14 protein-coding genes and 1 tRNA gene are annotated in these 17588 nt (G+C 63.3%); 6 read left to right on the top strand and 9 right to left on the bottom strand.

All coding sequences use genetic code 11. The annotated features are described in order from the left end of the window. Window positions 1–113: 113 nt before the first annotated feature. The 4 genes from H7U20_RS22160 to H7U20_RS22145 form a co-directional block, all read right to left on the bottom strand. Window positions 114–788 carry a helix-turn-helix transcriptional regulator gene (locus H7U20_RS22160; RefSeq protein ID WP_199761317.1) on the bottom strand — a complete coding sequence of 225 codons (675 nt, stop codon included), beginning with the start codon at window positions 786–788 and terminating at the stop codon, window positions 114–116. A gap of 541 nt (window positions 789–1329) precedes the next feature. Continuing rightward, window positions 1330–2304 carry a Fic family protein gene (locus H7U20_RS22155; RefSeq protein ID WP_199761316.1) on the bottom strand — a complete coding sequence of 325 codons (975 nt, stop codon included), beginning with the start codon at window positions 2302–2304 and terminating at the stop codon, window positions 1330–1332. 39 nt (window positions 2305–2343) lie between these two features. Beyond that, a complete protein-coding gene (locus tag H7U20_RS22150; protein ID WP_199761315.1) occupies window positions 2344–2610 on the bottom strand; it encodes an XRE family transcriptional regulator in 267 nt (88 codons plus the stop codon). A 278-nt stretch (window positions 2611–2888) separates the two neighbouring features. Beyond that, a tRNA-Lys gene (locus tag H7U20_RS22145) sits at window positions 2889–2964 on the bottom strand. A gap of 106 nt (window positions 2965–3070) precedes the next feature. Between H7U20_RS22145 and H7U20_RS22140 the strand changes: the two genes are divergently transcribed. Then, window positions 3071–5068 (top strand): helicase-related protein, encoded by a 1998-nt coding sequence (locus tag H7U20_RS22140; RefSeq protein WP_199761314.1) that lies wholly within the window; start codon window positions 3071–3073, stop codon window positions 5066–5068. A gap of 181 nt (window positions 5069–5249) precedes the next feature. Here the strand turns inward: H7U20_RS22140 and H7U20_RS22135 are convergent, their stop codons facing one another. Continuing rightward, entirely contained in the window at window positions 5250–5828 is a 579-nt protein-coding gene (locus H7U20_RS22135; RefSeq protein ID WP_199761313.1) for a cohesin domain-containing protein, read from the bottom strand. Between the two features lie 94 nt (window positions 5829–5922). Then, window positions 5923–8946 carry a M12 family metallo-peptidase gene (locus tag H7U20_RS22130; protein WP_233410990.1) on the bottom strand — a complete coding sequence of 1008 codons (3024 nt, stop codon included), beginning with the start codon at window positions 8944–8946 and terminating at the stop codon, window positions 5923–5925. Between the two features lie 429 nt (window positions 8947–9375). Here H7U20_RS22130 and H7U20_RS22125 point away from each other — a divergent pair, with 429 nt between their 5' ends. Further along, the gene (locus H7U20_RS22125) at window positions 9376–10974 is read left to right on the top strand and encodes a methyl-accepting chemotaxis protein (RefSeq protein WP_233410989.1); all 1599 of its coding nucleotides are present in this window, start codon (window positions 9376–9378) and stop codon (window positions 10972–10974) included. Window positions 10975–11159: 185 nt separating this feature from the next. Then, window positions 11160–12527: a DUF885 domain-containing protein gene (locus H7U20_RS22120; RefSeq protein WP_199761312.1), complete on the top strand. Its 1368-nt coding sequence runs from the start codon at window positions 11160–11162 to the stop codon at window positions 12525–12527. Between the two features lie 24 nt (window positions 12528–12551). Here the strand turns inward: H7U20_RS22120 and H7U20_RS22115 are convergent, their stop codons facing one another. The 3 genes from H7U20_RS22115 to H7U20_RS22105 form a co-directional block, all read right to left on the bottom strand. Then, window positions 12552–13487: a glycosyltransferase family 2 protein gene (locus tag H7U20_RS22115; RefSeq protein ID WP_199761311.1), complete on the bottom strand. Its 936-nt coding sequence runs from the start codon at window positions 13485–13487 to the stop codon at window positions 12552–12554. Between the two features lie 8 nt (window positions 13488–13495). Further along, window positions 13496–14959, bottom strand: coding sequence for a lipopolysaccharide biosynthesis protein (locus tag H7U20_RS22110; RefSeq protein ID WP_199761310.1), 1464 nt, complete (start codon window positions 14957–14959; stop codon window positions 13496–13498). 141 nt (window positions 14960–15100) lie between these two features. Next, window positions 15101–15592 (bottom strand): Hcp family type VI secretion system effector, encoded by a 492-nt coding sequence (locus tag H7U20_RS22105; RefSeq protein ID WP_199761309.1) that lies wholly within the window; start codon window positions 15590–15592, stop codon window positions 15101–15103. A gap of 242 nt (window positions 15593–15834) precedes the next feature. Here H7U20_RS22105 and H7U20_RS22100 point away from each other — a divergent pair, with 242 nt between their 5' ends. From H7U20_RS22100 to H7U20_RS22090, 3 genes are all read left to right on the top strand, one after another. Then, window positions 15835–16356: a lysozyme gene (locus tag H7U20_RS22100; RefSeq protein ID WP_370593217.1), complete on the top strand. Its 522-nt coding sequence runs from the start codon at window positions 15835–15837 to the stop codon at window positions 16354–16356. Then, window positions 16353–16787 carry a hypothetical protein gene (locus tag H7U20_RS22095; protein ID WP_199761308.1) on the top strand — a complete coding sequence of 145 codons (435 nt, stop codon included), beginning with the start codon at window positions 16353–16355 and terminating at the stop codon, window positions 16785–16787. The genes H7U20_RS22100 and H7U20_RS22095 overlap by 4 nt, the downstream gene beginning before the upstream one ends. Window positions 16788–17116: 329 nt before the next feature. Beyond that, a complete protein-coding gene (locus H7U20_RS22090; protein ID WP_199761307.1) occupies window positions 17117–17410 on the top strand; it encodes a BrnA antitoxin family protein in 294 nt (97 codons plus the stop codon). Window positions 17411–17588: the final 178 nt, after the last annotated feature.

Genomic DNA, 17588 nt, shown 5'->3' with positions numbered 1-17588 from the left:
CAGTTTGGAACGGCGGCGGCGGCTGTGCGCGCCGCGCCGACGAGATGTGGGGAAACGACCGAAGGAAGCTGTTGCGAGGTGTTGTGGCGGCGCGCTGACAGGCATTGCGCCTGTCAAGGCAGCCCATGCGGCACGCCGCAGGACGCGCACATGCCTTGCCGAACATGGGGCGGCTGGTGCACGGCCGCAGTGCCGCGCACCTTGGTGACCAACTCCAGCCGCGACTTGACGCCGAGCAGCCGCATCAGGTCGAAGATGTAGTTTTTGACCGTGCCGTAGCTCAGGTCCAGGGTGCGCGCGATCGCCTTGTTCGACTGTCCTTCGAGCAGCAGGGCGATCAGTTCCTTCTGCCGATTGGTCAAGCCGGGCAAGGGGGGATCCTGCGCGGCCGCCGCTGCAACGGCGGGCTCGCGCACATCGCTGAGCGAAGCGATTATCTGCAATACCGAATGGTAGCCGTTATGGCCGATCGCCCTGAGCCTTTGCCGGCTGCGGTACAAGGAAATGCTGATGCCGTCGCTCAGGAGCGGCACGAAGATGGCCGAGATGGCATGTTGGGGACACTGGGCACGTAGTTCCGCCACGTGTTGAACGGCGCCGTCACTGCTGCTCAAGCGCGTATCGAGCAGCATGATGTTGGGCGTGTAGGTATCGGTTTCCTTGATGAGCTTGGCAGCGTCCTGGATTGACACTGCGGTGCTCATTTCAATTGACGGAAAAGTGTCTCTGATCAGAGACACCAGCTCGGCGACCGTCGCCAAGTGGTCATTGACAAACATATCAAGCATTTGGTGGCTTCTCCCCGGTAGATTGTGAAAACACGTGGGTCGCGGCATGTCGTTCGAACCTTGCACGGCATACCAAGTTGTTAAATTGTAAGTATTTATCTTTAAGAAATCTTGACACAATCTTTCCACTTTTACAAGCGCCACGAATTCCAGAAATGGGCAGCCGAAACGTGTCTGGCCACCAGGAAACGTCGAAGCATGTCCTGGCCGATGGCGGAAACGAGCGTAATCGTGGTCGGCCCCTAGGACGCCGGATCAAGTATTCGAGTGGCGGGCGGGGCGGGGGCGGGAGGGGAAATATTCCCCAAATGGGGAAATATTTTTTATGTGAGGACGCAAAAAATGGTCACGCGCCGATCTGGATGTACAGGAGGTCGGAATGCGCTTCTGCGACGTATTTCGCGGCGCCCATGGTCATTCGGGCCTTGCTCCAAAGTTGAATTGCGTTGGGAGCGGTGGGGTGGGAAGCCTTCGGGCAACGAACGATCCGCGATAGTTACTCCGGCAGGCAATACACGTCCGGCGATCCCGCTGCGCCTCTTTACAGGTAGTCCTTGATCCGTTCGAAGAAATAAAGTCCCTTACCTTTAGCATCCTCGCCGACGTTCCCGGACACCATGGCCAGATACTTCACGAGGGACGCTTTTTCCGTCTTCGCTACGAGCTGGTGGAAATCGCTCACATCTTGCTCGACCTGGGCCTTTTCAAGAGCGTTGTAGTAGGCGATCCGCTGGTCCGCCGATATGTTCGCAATCGGATAACCGTGCTGTAGAAGGATGAGATTCATCAGTAGGCGCGACGTGCGTCCGTTCCCGTCGATATACGGATGGATCGTGACAAGACGTTCGTGCATTTCTGCGGCGAGCTGGACGGGGTGAAGGGTATTTTTCTTTTCGTTGTAAAAAACGAAGAGATCCTCCATGAGTTTCTTGACCAGGAATGGCTGCGGCGGCACGTGCTTCGCGCCCGAGATCGTGACCGGCACCGATCGGTATTTTCCGGTATTGCCCTGATCGATTCCCCGGAGTATGAGCGCGTGGATGGAATTGAGCGTGTATTCGTTCAGCTCGGTCTGCCCGGTCGCGAGCTCGCGGATGTAGTCGATTGCTTCCTTGTGGTTGATCGCTTCGAGGTGTTCGTTGAGCCGCTTTCCGCCGACCGTGATGCCCTCGTTGATGACCAATCCCGTTTCCTGTAGCGTCAGTGTGTTCCCTTCGATCCGGTTGGACTCGTACGTGTATTCGATATCCCAGGCCCCTTGTAGGTTCTTGAGCTGTGCCGGATTAAGCGGGCGGAAGCTGTCCAGACACTTCTTGAGGTCGTCGACCTGGTCGAGCAACACGGGGAGCTCGTTCACGTCGGGAAAGACCTTTGAAAGGTCGAAAAAAGCCGGAGTCATGGGATGGGAAATCAGGGAGATAAGGTGTGCATGGTATTTTGCACGCAGCTCATGCCAACGGACGAGCTCTTCCGGGCCCAGCGAATTGTTCTTGTTGTTGTCTGAAGGCTTCAGCATACGTTCATTGGTTAGGTTGGAAGACTCATTTTCGTGCCCTTATTTCTTTTCGCCATTGGTAGACCCATTGGCATCCGAATTACACGGCTCCGTTGGTTCAATGCCATTTCTCGCCAATAGCTCGCGGTAGTCGATACCGCGATCCGCCAGTTCGCCCAGCAGGACGGCAACCATCGCCAAGTGACGGGGGACCCCACGGCTGCGCTTGTTGCTGATCGTTGTCGGATTCAAGTCCATGAAGCGGGCGAACTGGTAGAGCTTGAGGCCAGCTTTGCCGACGTGTCGTTGGAATTCGTCATAGGTCATGGAGGTTAATTATAGCGTGCCAAACGTGAAGTCAAGTCACGCTAATGTGAGGAGACTTCTCCTTTTGGTGAGAATCCTTTCGATTTCGGAAAATATACACTTATGCAATTCCCAGGTGTGTATATTGTTCACTATTTTGATGGGCGTAGCCCGTCGTGCTGCGCAATTCTCGTACGTGCGCATTTGAACAGGAGAGATTGGGTAATATTTTTCTTGTAAACGCAAAAAAGGGTTAGGAAGCTTGCGCTCACTAACCCTGCTCTGTACTGCTGTATTCGTGGTAGGCCGTGCGGGATTCGAACCTGCGACCAACGGATTAAAAGTCCGCTGCTCTACCAGCTGAGCTAACGACCCGAAGGGGCGCAATTGTAACGCCGCCTCGGCGATTCTGCAAGTGCCGTTCCGGCGGCGGCGCGCGGCGCGTTATAATCCGCCGCGAATCAACTTGCCCAGTGCCGCCATGACCCAGCCCATTCCCCTCCCGCCCCACGATAGCAATGACACCGACCAGGGCGACGACGACGACCTGTGCCGGCAACTGGGCCTGGACGCCCGCGGCATCGCGCTGGCGCGCATGGAGGGCCGGGTGTTCCTGCGCTTCGCCGGCACGGTCCACAGCGGCGGCCGCGCGGTGCCTTACGAGCTGGTGCCGGCGCAGGGCGTGCTGGCCAAGCCGTCGAAGTGGCGCAAGCTGGACGCCCAGGCGCGCGCCGCGCTGCTGGCCGAGCGCGCCAGCGGGGACGCCGTCGCCGAGCTGCACGCCGCCGCCGCCGACTTCGTCGCCGAGCTGCTCGGCCTGTGCGAGGACTGCGACATGGACCCGGCGCCCTTCCTGCGCGCGCTGGTCGACACGCCGTTGGCCGAGCCGGCCGGCGCCGTGTTCGAGCGCATCCGCCAGCGCTTCGAGCACGCCGTCGAGCGCGAGGTGGAGGAGCGCCACGCCGAGCGCACCAAGCAGAGCATCAACCTGGCCGAGTACCCGGCCTCGTTCGAGATGGCGCGGCGCCTGCCGCGCCGCTTCATCGCGCTGCTCGGGCCGACCAACTCGGGCAAGACCCACCAGGCCATCGAGGCGCTGGCCAAGGCCGACAGCGGGGTCTACCTGGCGCCGCTGCGCCTGCTGGCGCTGGAGAACTACGAGCGCCTGCAGACCGTGCAGCGGCACGGCAAACCGCTCGCCGTCAGCCTGGTGACGGGCGAGGAGCGCCGCCTGATGGCCGGCGCCTGCCACGTCGCCAGCACCGTCGAGATGCTCGACACGCGGACCCCGGTCGATGTCGCCGTGATCGACGAGATCCAGATGCTGGGCGACCGCGACCGGGGCGCCGCCTGGACCGCCGCCGTCTGCGGCGCGCCGGCGCGCACCGTCTACCTGGTCGGCGCGCCCGAGGCGCGGCAGGCCATCGAGGCGCTGGCGGCGCGCCTGGAGTGTCCGCTGGAGGTGCATCTGCTCAAGCGCAAGGGGCCGCTGGCGATGGAGCCGATGGCCGTGCGCAAGGTGCGCAACCTGCGCCGGGGCGACGCGGTGATCGCCTTCTCGCGCCGCGAGGTGCTGAAGTGGTGCGACCTGGTGACGGAGATGGGCCTGTCGGTGGCCACCGTCTACGGCAACCTGTCGCCGGAGGTGCGGCGCGCCCAGGCGCAGCGCTTCCGCGACGGCGAGGCCGACGTGGTGGTCGGCACCGACGCCATCGCCATGGGCCTGAACATGCCGATCGCCCGCATCGTCATGACCACCACGGTCAAGTACAACGGCGTCGACGAGGAGGAGATCCCGGCCGCGCTGGCGCGCCAGATCGCCGGCCGCGCCGGCCGTTTCGGCGTGCACGAGGAGGGCCTGGTGGCCGGCTACGACGAGGAGACCCACAAGGTGATGCGCGAGCTGCTGCGCGAGAAGCCGGTGCCGCTGAAGGCCAACGGTTTCGCCGTCGCGCCGACGCTGGAGCATTTGCACCGCATCGCGGCGGTGACCGGCGAGCAGGCGCTGGCCAAGCTGCTCAAGCGCTTCGTCCACAACATCGACGTGCCGGACGGCTTCTTCTACCCGCGCATCACCGAGGACCAGTTCGACCGCGCCGCCTGGCTCGACACCTTGGAGTTGACGGTGGCCGAGAAGTTCGTGCTGTCGCTGGTGCCGGTGTCGACCAAGGTGGCCTCGTTGCAGCACGCCTGGGAGGGCTGGGCGACGGCGCTGTCGCGCAAGAAAACCATGCGGCTGGGCGGTGAGCGCAACCAGATCGGCCAATTGAACCTGCAGCAGGTGGAGGACACCTGCCGCCTGTATTCGGCCTACGCCTGGCTGGCCTACCGCCTGCCCGAGTACTTCCCCGACGCCGAGCTGGCGCAGCTGTTGTCGCGCGAGGCGTCGACGCGGGTCGACCAGTTGCTGCAACTGCAGAACGCCACGGCGCGGCGGCGCCAGCCGAAGGCCGCCGGTACCAAGCGTCGGCGGCCATAAAACCAGCCGACGGCGGAGCGTGGCTTGCCCGCCTGCGCGGGAGTGATGTCGTTCCCGCGCAGGCGGGAACCCATGCTCCGCTTGAGCCGCCATGCACCGCATCCCGTCTTGCGCGGTATGGGTTCCCGCCTGCGCGGGAACGACGTGCCCTTGGCTGCGTTCGCGGCGCGCTCCGGGGCGGCTAGGCGCCCGGCTGTTTGAGCTGGCGCCGACGCAGCGCCGCCAGGCCGACCAGGCCGACGCCCAGCATCAGGTAGGTCTCCGGCTCGGGCACGGCCAGCAGCGATTGCGGCTGGATTTGCAGCGCCAGGTCGGCGTTGTGCGAATCGAGGAAGATCACGTCGGAGAAGGTCAGCGCGCTGACGCCGGTGCCGATCACGTTGAAGCTGAAATGGGCCAGCTTGCCGCTGCCGCTGATGCCCGGCCGATCGCCGAGCAGCGTGCCGAAGGTGTAGGTGATCGAGCCCAGCGCCGGTTCGATCTTGCCGCCGTCGGCATAGGCGTCGGCACCGAGGAAGCTGCCGGCGCCGGCGCCGGTGGCCTGCAGCACGGCGGGGTTGAACGAGAACGAGAACTGGTAGCTGAACAGGTCGGCGACGCCGGCGATCGACACGTCCAGTTCGACCGTCGATCCCTTCACCGCCGGGTTCTTCGAGGCGAGCACCGACAGCACAGGATCGGCGGCGGCGGCCTGTGTCGCGGCGGCGGCCAGCAACAGGGCGATGCTCAACTGGGTCTTGCAGGTTTTCCAACTCATCATAACGAATTTCTCCTTGCCCTCAGGGCGTATTTGGCACTGCGTATCGAGTGAGCGGCCGGCCGGCGCCCGCTGGCGCCGCGCCGGCCTTGCCGCTTTAGTTGCAGGACTTGACGCCGACGACCTTCTGCGCCACGGCGTTCAGGTCGCGGATGTCGACCACGCCGTCGAGGTTGACGTCGGCCCGCGCGTCGTAGCCGGGCTGGCCGCTGCGCTTGCCGAGGGCCGCCTTGACGATGGCCAGGTCGGCGCAGTTGACGGCGCCGTCCGCGTTCAAGTCACCGGCCAGCTTGATGGTGAAGTTGGCGTTGGAGATGTCGAAGAAGACGTTGCCGACCGCCTCGACCTTGATGCGCGCCTTGTCGCTGGCCAGCAGCGGCAGGGTCACCGCCTTGCTGCCGTTGTTCGGCGTGCTGGCCGCCAGCACGTGCGGGAAGCTGGCGCCGCCGTCGGTCGACAGGCTGATCTTCACGTTCGCCGTGCCGACCGGCGCGACGTTGGTGTTGGCCACCGACCAGCTCACCGTTTGCGTCGAGCCGGCGTCGAGCACCACGGCGCTGTTGGGCGAGGTGACCAGGAAGGGACCGGCGTTGGGCGCCAGCACCAGCGTGGTGGCGGCGCTGTTGACGCCGCCACGGCCGTCGCGCGCCGTCAAGCGGAAGTTCAGCGCGGCCGGGTTGGCGTTGCTGCCGGCCAGGCCGACATAGCTGGCGGTCGGCAGGAACTCCGAGTAGCACTCGATGTCGGCGGCGCTCGGCGTGCTGCCCGGCGTCGGGCAGGCGCCCGTTTCGGCGTTGCTGTTGTTGGCCAGGATCTGCGCCAGGTCGGGGAAGACCCGGGTCGGATTGGTCGTGGCGTGGTTCTCGCCGGGCGAACCGTACTTGATGGTGTCGTCCTCGCTGACCACGGCGCGCACGCCGAACTGGCGGAACAGCGGGCCGTTGAGCTTGCTGTTGCTGAGCAGGCCGGTGCCGCTGCTGCCGCCGCGGTCGTTCTGTTCCCACATGTAGCTCAGGGCGTCGCCGTCGGCGTCGGTGGCGCTGCCGGTCAGGGCGAACGGCGTGCGCAGCGGGATGGTGTAGCCGGCCGGCGCGCTGACCACCGGCGCTTCGTTGCCGCTGTTCGAGACGCTGCCACGGCGCGCGGTTTGGCCGCCGGCGGCGATCTCGCCGACATAGCCGCTGCAACCGGCCGAGCAGTTCACCAACTGCAGCGCGCCGACGTTGGTCGCCGCCAGGGTGCCGCCGAAGGTGACGGTGAAGGCGTTGTCGCTCAGCGCGCTGACCGAGACGGTGGCGCCGGCCGGCCAGCCGGCGATGCCCTCGACGGCCGCCTTGACGCCGCTGGTGGTGAAGTTGCTGCCGCGCACGATGGCCGCCGAGTTGACGCCGTTGTAGCGCAACTGGAATTGCTGGCCGTTGTTGGCGAAGCCGGTCAGCGCGGCCATCTGCACCTCGTTGATGTTGCTCTCGGCCGAGGAGGTGTAGGCGACGATCTCGTCGAAGCTGCGTTGCGACCAATAGGCGTCGCTGTGCGGTTGCAGGTTGTCGCCGCCGCAGATGCCGGCGTAGGCCATGATCGACGAGCCGCTGCCCGGTTCGACCGAGGTGCCGCCGTTGCGGTTGCCGCCGCTGCAACTGCCGGTGATGCCGTTGAAGGTGTGGTTGCCGGAGAACTGGTGGCCCATTTCGTGGGCCACGTAGTCGACCGCGTAGTAGTCGCCGACCGGGGTCGGGATGCCGGTGCAACCCTGCGCCTTGGAGCCGCCGCCGACCACGCCCAGGCTGGCGATGCCGCCGCCGTTGAGGCCGAGCGCGATGTGGCCGACGTCGTAGTTGCTGGCGCCGGCCAGCAGGCCGATCACCACGCGGTTGCGGCTCAGCGTGCCGCTGCTGCAGCCGGTCGACTGGGCGGCGGTGAAGCAGGCCGCGCCGCCGCAGGGGCCGTTGGCGCCGGTCATCTGCGCCGCCGTGTCGAGGTTGAGGGCGTCGCTGTTGTTGATCAGCACCAGGCGGATCGAGGTCTCGTCCTCGTAGACCTGGGTGACGCGGTTGATCAGCGACACCTTGGCCGCCGTCACGTTGGCCGGGCCGCCGAAGTAGCTGGCGTAGGACGGGTCGGTCAGCAGCGCCAGCCGGTAGGTGCGCAGCTGGGTGCCGGTGGCGGCGTTGGTGGCGGCCTCGTCGGGCACGACGTGGTAGTTCGCGGTGCTGCTGCTGCGGCCGTCGGAGGCGCTGACCTCGTAGGCGCCGCTGTTGCGCGACGGGTCGGCCTGCAGCGTGGTCGAGACGATGCCGTTCTGGTCGGCCTGGACCACCACGCTCTGGCGCGGTCCGCTGTCGCTGTCCGGGTTGTGCACGCTGATGTTGACCGAGGCGCCGGGCGTGAAGCCGATGCCGCGCACTTCGAGGGCGTCGCCGGCGTGGTAGAAGCTGCGCGCCAGGACTATCTGCGCTTCGCCGATCAGGCCTTCCTGCAGGGCGCCGTGTTGGTTCGGCAGGTCGCGCGCGTGGTAGCTGGCGTACAGGCTGTCGTCCAGGTGGATGTAGGGGTCGACATACCAGGCGCCCTGTGGCGAGCGGATCGAGGCGTGCAGGCCGAGCGGGGTGAGGTCCATGCGCAGGCTGGCGCTGGGGTCGTCGAGGCCCTTGCCGGAGAAGGTTTTGATCTCGGGGTGCTTGGCGGCCAGGCCGGCCTCCATCACGGGCGATTCGACGATGGCGAAGCGCTGGTAGCCGCCGTCGGGGTGGGGCAGGGAGATGGTCAGCTGGCCGAGGGCGGCGGCGGCGCTGCGTTCGAGCGGCGCGCCGGCGGCCAGCGCGGCGAGGCCGGCGCGGTCCAGCGTGGCGCCATGGAAGCGGCGCGGATTGACGGTGCTGACGGCGCCCTTGGCGCCGGTGCGCCGGGCCGGGGCGTCGGCGACGTCTTGCCAGAAGGCGCCGCTGGCCTGCGGTTGCACGCTGCTGACTTTACCGGCGGCCATGGCGGCCGGTCCGGCGTAGCCCCAGGCCAACGCCACGCACAGGGCCAACATCCCGCCCGCGCCGGTGCGGCGCAGCAGGTCGCGGGCCCGGGTGGGGCTGGCGATGGTCGACGGCTTTGTAGAAGATCTCAGTCTCATGCGGTGTCCTTTAACGTTTTTGAATTATTAAAAAAGAACTACATACTCTCCCTGTACCACTGAACATATTTGCTGTATCCGAGATCATTCTTATGATTAAGGCAATGAATTGAGCTCATCTGGAGTATTCCCGAATTGCTTAATTGTCACAAGTATAATTTTGCTGTTTTGTCTGTTTTTGGCTACTGTTTTGCTAGTCGCCCGCGCGGCGGGAAAGGGGGGGGAAGGGCGGGGCAGGGCGGGGTTGGCGGCGTCGGGCATGCCCGGGGAGTATCGAGTGTGGCGCCGGAGACACTTCGCCGCCGTCTCGGAAGGGCGAATGGCGGCCGGAACCATTGCCTGTGTGTTGCCTATATGTTGCCTGTGATACAGTGAAATTCGCCCTGCGGACGTCTCCGTCCGCACGCCCACACTGATACGGATAACCCCATGACTAGCCCCACTTCCCGGTCGATGAGCATCGCCAAGAAACTCTCCATCCTGATCGGCAGCGCGCTGCTCGGCATCGTCCTGATGACCGCCCTGTTCCTTTGGTCGGAGCGCGCATTGATCCTGGCCGAGCGCGGCAGCAGCGTGCGGCAGGCGGTGGAGACGGCCCACGGCCTGTTGGTCCACTTCGAGCAGCAGGCCAGCAGCGGCCAGATCCCCCGCGCCGAGGCGCAAAAAAGGGCGGTGGAGGCGATCCGCGGCCTGCGCTATTCCGGCACCGAATATTTTTTCATCACCGACATGGGGCCGGTGATGGTCATGCATCCGATCCAGCCGGCGCTGGACAAGCAGGACCTGTCGGGGAAAAAAGACCCGCAGGGGAAATACCTGTTCGTCGAGTTCGTCAAGACCGTCAAGGAGCGCGGCGCCGGCACGGTGGCCTATAGCTGGCCCAAGCCGGGCAGCGCGACGCCGGTCGAGAAGGTCTCGTATGTCAAGGGCTTCGCGCCCTGGGGCTGGATCATCGGCTCCGGCGTGTACATCGACACGGTCAACGCCACGATGTTCGAGCGCGGCATCGAGTTCTCCCTCGGCGCGCTGGGCCTGGCCGGTGTGCTGCTGGCGATCGGCGTGGTGATTTCGCGCGGCCTGCTCAAGCAACTCGGCGGCGAACCCGGCTACACCTCGGACGTGACGCGCCGCATCGCCGAGGGCGATCTGAGCGTCGCCATCGACCTCAAGGCCAACGACAGTTCGAGCATGCTGCACGGCATCCGCGCCATGCGCGACGAGCTGGCCAAGATCGTCGGCGAGGTGCGCAGCAGCACCGACACGATCGCCACCGCGTCGAGCCAGATCGCGGCCGGCAACATCGACCTGTCATCGCGCACCGAGGAGCAGGCCAGTTCGCTCGAAGAGACGGCGGCCTCGATGGAGCAGCTGACCAGCACCGTCAAGCAGAACGCCGAGAACGCCCAGCAGGCCAATCAACTGGCGGCGTCGGCCTGCGCCGTCGCCATCAAGGGCGGCGCGGTGGTGGCGCAGGTGGTCGAGACGATGGCCTCGATCGACGGCTCGTCGAAGAAGATCGTCGACATCATCGGTGTGATCGACGGCATCGCTTTCCAGACCAATATTCTGGCGCTCAACGCGGCGGTCGAGGCGGCGCGCGCCGGCGAGCAGGGCCGCGGTTTCGCCGTGGTCGCCAGCGAGGTGCGCAGCCTGGCCCAGCGCAGCGCCGCCGCCGCGCAGGAGATCAAGGCGCTGATCGGCGCCTCGGTCGAGACCGTCGCCGCCGGCAACAAGCTGGCCGCCGACGCCGGCGGCACCATGGACGAGGTGGTGGCCAGCGTGCGCCGCGTCACCGACATCATGGGCGAGATCAGCGTGGCCAGCCACGAGCAGAGCACCGGCATCGCCCAGGTCAACGAGGCGATCACCCAAATGGACGCGGTGACCCAGCAAAACGCCGCGCTGGTCGAAGAGGCGGCGGCGGCGGCCGAGAGCATGCAGCAGCAGGCGGCCAAGTTGTCGCAGGTGGTGGGCGTGTTCCGCTTGGCCGGCCAGCAGGACGACCGTCTGGCGCTGCCGCGGCGTTGAGCGGGGCGGGGCGGACGGAACGGTGGACTACGGCGCCAAGGCGGCACCATGTCGTTTCCGGTGGGAATTGACATGGAGTACCATGTCGAGCAGCGCGATGGTTGAGCTCGAGAGTCACTGACGAGTATCGCCGTCGATGCCCTGGCGGGACGCGGCTTGCGCTTACTATTTTCAAGAAAGAAGCAATGAAAAAAAATTCTCTCAGAAACATGCTTGCCCCGCGCCGTTTGCCTGCGCTCCTATTGATGTTGAGCGTGCAGGCGGGCGTGCTGGGCGCGACAAGCCAGGCTGCCCCGTCGCCGACGCCAGGTGAATTGATCGCCCGTTTCAGCGCCGATTATCGTGGCTTGGCAATGGGCGAACTGAATCTGTCGTACAAAGCAGAAATTGAAAGCCTGGTGCATGGAACCGACATTGCGGCGCAGCGGAAAGTATTTGATGCCTATGCGCGCCAACTGCGGGCTGTCGACGCGCAAGCGGCGACTTCATGCCAGCAGCGCGATTTGAAGTTGATTGATTTCGAGGTGGTGCTGAACCAGAAAAAACTCGACCTGATCGAGCAATACAAGGCCTTGGGCGACAAGGCCGTGCTCAGCAACCAGGGCTTGTACGCGACATCTCTCGGCAGCCAATGGTATGCCTACTTGCGCATGCGCTGGCTGACCATGGCGACGACACCCGAATCCTTGAAGTCGCTTGGCGAGGCGCAACTGGAGTCCGCCTTGCGCCGCTACCGCCAACTGCAAGCCAAAATGGGTTATGCGGGACGCGACCAACAGTTCGCCGCCCATCTGGCCGGAGCGGAATTCTATTACCCCGCCGGACAGACGCCCGAGGCCGACTACAAGACAAGGCAGGCTATCGTGTTCGCCCGGCTCGACCAGCTATTTCCGGCGAAGGGCATCGCGCCGCCCGTGATCAAGGGCGTCGCGCGCGGCGCTGATTTTCCGGCGGACGCGTATTACGAGCCGGATGAAAAAACCTTCTATTTCAATCAGACGAAACCCAGTTTGGACAGGCGCAACGTCGACTATTTATTGCTGCACGAAAGCATGCCGGGCCATCATTATCAATTTCGCTATGCGGCCGAGCATTCGGTTTGCCCTGCGGTATTGCCCGAGGTCTTTTATTCCGCCTATGCGGAGGGCTGGGGCGCCTATGTGGAAGAGTATGGCGGCCGGCTAGGACTGTATCAACAAGCCTCCGACGAACTTGGCGCGGTCGAATGGGACCTGGTGCGCTCGATCCGCGTCATTCTCGACGTGGGCATCAACCAGGAGGGCTGGAGCCCGCAGCAGGCGCTCGACTACTGGCATGCGCGCTTGCCCATGCTGCCGCAGCTCGCCGAACGTGAAACCATGCGTGTGCGCAATTGGCCGGTGCAGGCCATCACCTACAAATTGGGGCAGTATGAAATTCGACGCTTGCGTGATCTTGCCAAGGCGCGCGAGGGAGAAAAATTCGATCTGCGGGCGTTTCACGAGCGCATCTTGCGCCACGGCGCGATGCCGTTGGCCTTGCTCGAGACGATAACGCAGGGCGCGCCCCCATGAGTACGGGACGGACCGGCTGCGGTTTCAAGCGAATGTTTGCAGCAGCCAGCGCAGCGTCCGCAGGCGGAAATCGAAAATCAGCGACTGCGCCAGATTGGCGCGCTGTTCCAGCTTGCTGATGTTGGGGCGCGAGGCGACGCGGATCAGGAATCGGGCGAGCATGCTGCGGTAACGGCGGTTCTCGGCGGCATTGAACAGGTGGGATTGGCGAAAGTAATTTTCCCGGTGGAAGGCCAGCGTTTCCCGCGCGAGCAAGTCGTCGTTGCTCGTTAGCGCCTTGTCGTGGTGGCGGTACAGCGCCACCGTGCGGTCCAGGAAGCCAATCCGCGCCGTCTCGGCGAAGCGGTACCACAGCGAGATGTCGTCCAGGATGCGGTAGCGGATGTCGAAGCGCTGGCCGACGATGACCTCGCGCCGGCACACGATCGTCTGCGTGCTCATGCCGGTGTGCAGGCCCGCCATGCAACCCCAGAAATTCTGGCACCGGTACAGCCCGTCGTCCAGCGGCACCAGGTAGGCCTGCGCCTTCGAGGTGAACTCCTTGTGCGCCAGATAGCCCGGCTGCCGCTGCCCCTGCAGCGCGTCGCCGAACGGTTCGTAGTCGGCAAAGAGGATGTCCAGGTCGGGATGCTGCTGGAACACGCGCGCGGCATGTTCCAGCTTGTCCGGCAGCAGCAGGTCATCCTGGTCGCAGAAGGAGATGTACCGGCCCCGTGCCAGCGACAGGCCGACATTCTTCGGCAGCGCGGGCGCGCCGGAATTGATGGCGGTTGAAACGACGCGCACGCGGCAATCCCGGGCGGCATAGCCGGCCGCAATCCCAGCCGAACCATCGGTCGCGCAATCGTCGACGATGATCAGTTCGAGGTCGCCGCAGGTCTGCCGCAGGATGCTGTCGATCGCCGCCGCCAGGTAGGCCTGGCCGTTGTAGACCGGCATGATGACTGAATGTAGTGGCATATCCGCTCCTAGCGCCGTACCGGTTTCGGAAGCAAGCGGCGCAGCAGCTGGCGCGACAGCGTTATCAGCTCCGGCTTGATCTCATGGTTTAGCAATAGAATTCCCGCCACCCAGCTGGCCAGCGCGGCCAGCCCGGCAAGCCCGAGCAGGACCACCGGCCTCGCCTCATCGAACCCCGGCAACAGCATCACCAGCGCCGGGCCGGCGAGCGTCAGCAGCGTCACGGCGGCGGATCGCGCGACGCTGTGGCCCAGTTGCGCCACGCGCATGCCGGTCAGTGCCGCCAGGCTGCGATAGAGCAGTGCCGAACGGAACATTGTCGTCGCAACGATGCTCCAGGCCACCGCCTCCAGTCCGAAAGGCGCCGCCACGACGATGCCGACGATGCGTACCGGCACGCTGATGGCCTCCAGTTGCGCGCGCAGCCGCACCTGTCCCATCGCCACAAACAGGTCGCGCGCCATGCCGAACAGGCAGAACACGGCGCTCGAAATGCACATGATGCGCACCAGCGGCGCGCTGGCATCCCACTGGTTGCCGTACAGCAGGCGTATCAGCGGCGTGGCCAGCACGGCCAGCACGGCAAAGAACGGCCAGGACAGCCCGGCCATATAGGCGATGGTGCGCAGGTACAGCTGCTTCATGTCGTGGCCGTCACGGACCGTGGCGGCAAACAGCGGCAGGATCACCGGCGTCACCGCTTTCGTGATCAGCATGTTGAAAATATTCAGCGTGGCCTGTGCCTTGCCGAACAGCCCCACCGCCTCGACGTCGATGATCTTGCCGATGACCATGTCCGGCGCGGCGACACCGCACTCGTCGAGCACGTTCGAGCTCGTCGCGTAGGCGCCGAACGCCAGCAGCTTGCGCATGCCTTTGAAGCCGGGCAGCCATGGCATGTCGGCGGGGCGGAATAGCAGGCTCGCCAGCACCGTCGCCACGCTGCCGGCAACCGCCGCCCACGCCAGGCTCAGGTAGCCCAAGCCCAGTTTGACCAGCACGAGGCAGACGATCAGGTTGGCCAGCGCATTTGCCACGTTGATGCAGTAGAGCGCGCCGAAGCGCATTTGCCGGCGCAGTACCGGCAGTGTGATGGAACCGAACGGGATCAGGAGGATGTTCAGCGCCAGTATGCGCAGGACTTGGCCGACACCGGCCGCATGGTAGAAATCTGCGATGGGGTAGCTGAGCAGCGCCAGCAGCGCGGCCATGCTCCAGGCGATCAACATCGTCAAGGTGTAGGCGGCGCGGATGCGCTCGGCGTTCAGGTCCCGCTCCTGGATCAGGTATTGGCCGATGCCGAAATCGCGCACCAGCTGGGTGATGCCGACGACGACGGCGCCGATCGAGAAGATGCCGATCTGGCCCGGCGTCAGCAGTCGCGCCACGATCATGCTGCCGACCATGCCGATCAGCAGCACGGTGTACTTTTCCGCGAATGACATCAGCAGGGAACTTTTAGTCGCGTTCATTTTAGGTTTTTCACATTCAACGCGGCGGCAACATGCACGGGAGTCCATCGGCATATTATTGTTGCTTTGGTCCCGATCAATTTGACCTTGAGCGAACACCAATGCGTTACGACTTCGTGCTGGCTGCGGGTAAGCAAAACCTCACGAAATTCGATTTGTTGAAAGATTCCAGCTGCCGACTGTGCTACCGCTTGCGCCGCCCGCAATTTTTTGCTGAGTGTATTTCCATCTGACCTTGGCGTATTTCAGGCCGACGTGTTCGGATAAGATGCTTCCTTCGCGGAGAGCGGGGATGACATCGCCGATCAGGATGTTTTCTAGTTCGATTTCGAAATACGTGATGCGTTGGCCTTGACCGTCCGCACGCAGGAACTCGAATTTGGCTCTTGGAATGGTCTTTCCCGACGAGCACGATTGGAGGAGTACCGGAGTCGCGAGGTCGGAAATTTTCGAAAACACGATATCGCCGTGCTCGCAACGTCCGTTCGTGTGGCCGCCACCGGTGGATGCCGTTGCGGACCTCGGCTGCACGACCTCCCAACTCACTGACCGGCATTCGATCCAGCCCCTGTGCTTGTCGTCTGCCGATTCCCCTTTGATCCCGTCGATTTGAAGATAAACGTCGATAGCCATATTTTCTCCAATAAAACAACGAAGTAGGTCGCTTTTCGGGCACTAGGCCAGCCCCGACAATTATTGGTCTGGAGCGATAGGAGAAAATTGCAGTAAATCAAGTCAGGCCGACGTTGCCACGAACAAATGTGATGGGAAAACATGCCCGCGCCAAATTTGCGACAAGTCATGAGGCGCGATATCGCAACCAGTAAATTCTAGAACAGCCGTGTCGCCGACACGCTCGATCTGGGAGGAGTTTTATGGCAACCGCTGCGCATGCCGCAACAGGCAACCCTAACGCGAATTTTTCGATGAGTCCTGAAGCGAGGGCGCGTCTGCGCAATCGGGAACAGGTCCGGGGCTATTACAACGACATGGGGGGAAACCGCGGGAATTGCACCTACGGGATCGGGATACTCGTGCATCGTGGACCGTGTACTGCTGAGGAGCTGCGTAGGCCTCTTACTGCGGCACAGGTCGAAGCTTCACACGCGGCAGCGGTCGATGAGGCCGAGCGAGCGGTCCGTCGGAACATTACTAACCAGGCTCTGACGCAGGCACAATTCGATGCACTGGTGAGTTATACCTACAATACGGGCGCGTATGGAGCGAGGCATACCTACGGGCTTATAAACAGGGGCGCTATGCAAGCGGCTGCGGACAACATATCGACGAACATTAGTACGACGGTAAGGGGGCGGCGCGTTGTCGCCCCAGGATTGATCGAGCGGCGGCGCGAAGAGAGTGCGCCTTTCCGTCACACGCCCGAAGGTGCGCGATGAGATCGGCATTTCTTGGTGGCTGCGTCCTGCTGGTTTCCCTGAATGTCGGTGCCGCATCGGCGGTAGGGAGTTTGGAAGGGAAATGGAAGATAAGCAAAGTGTTGGACAGCCAGCAGACGACATCGCTGTCGGATGACGAGGTGAGCAAGCTCATTGGCAAAGATCTGCTCATTGAGTCGAAGCATATCCAGTTCGACAGCGCGGTGTGTGTCAATCCCAAGCTCAAGACGGAGCGGCACAGGATGTACGCGCATTTCATAAAGGAGTACAACTTCGAACCCAAGCACCTTCCGTTGCCGGACACTGTAACGGAAATTCAGATCGAGTGCGACGATCCGGTTGGCATTGATTTTCTCTACATACGGGACAAGCGCCAGGTCGTGCTGTTCTGGAAAGGGTTCTTTCTCAACGCCGTGAAGCAAGCGCGATAGGGGAAGCCGCTCCGGGATGACGTGCCTTGCCACGTTTGGCGGGCGCGGCATCGGTGGCCGGCCGCCGCTGGTCCTGCTCCATCCAGATCGTCACATCGCCCCTCGCAATCAGTCCCCCGTTGTATGCCGGCCAGTTCGTTACCCGGTATCTGCCCTTGGGCTCCTGCCGCTGCTGTGTGTCTTTGCGCCGGCGCCATGCGGTCAATAAATACGACTGATTCGATGGCGCAATATTCATTCCTACAGATAATTCTGGTGGTTTTCAATATTTGTTACTACACTAATTCCATGAGGCTCACCTTTGATTCTTCAAAGTATGAGGAAAGCCAATGAACGTGAAATCGCAAAATTCGCCCGAGACTTGGGTTGACCCGGACGATGCGCCTGAGCTGACAGACGAATTTTTTGAGAATGGTGTCTGGCGGATTGGTGAAAAAATCGTATCGCGCGTTGAGGCGCAAGCGGAGGTGGGAAGACGGCGCGGCCGGCCGGCGGGTAGTGGGACCAAGGTCAGCACAACTATTCGGTTTGACGCCGACGTGTTGGCGGCGTTCAAGGCCACCGGCGATGGTTGGCAGACGCGCATGAACGATGCGCTGAGGGAGTGGCTCAGCTCCCGTTGACATACGACAGTTGGGGTGGTCCAGAAGTGGACCAGAAAACAGAAAAGCCAACCGGTGAAGGTTGGCTTTTCTGTTTTGCATCTTGCTAGCAGTCTGTCGGACTTGAAGCTAGATGAGGGCTGCTCTGCCGCGTCTAGCTGGATTTCGCCAACTTATTTCCATGAATTGGTCGCGAACG

The organism is Rugamonas violacea (assembly GCF_016461825.1).
Taxonomy (GTDB): Bacteria; Pseudomonadota; Gammaproteobacteria; order Burkholderiales; family Burkholderiaceae_D; genus Rugamonas.
The sequence above is the reverse complement of the archived record's forward strand: the minus strand, read 5'-3'. Positions and strand labels throughout refer to the sequence as shown.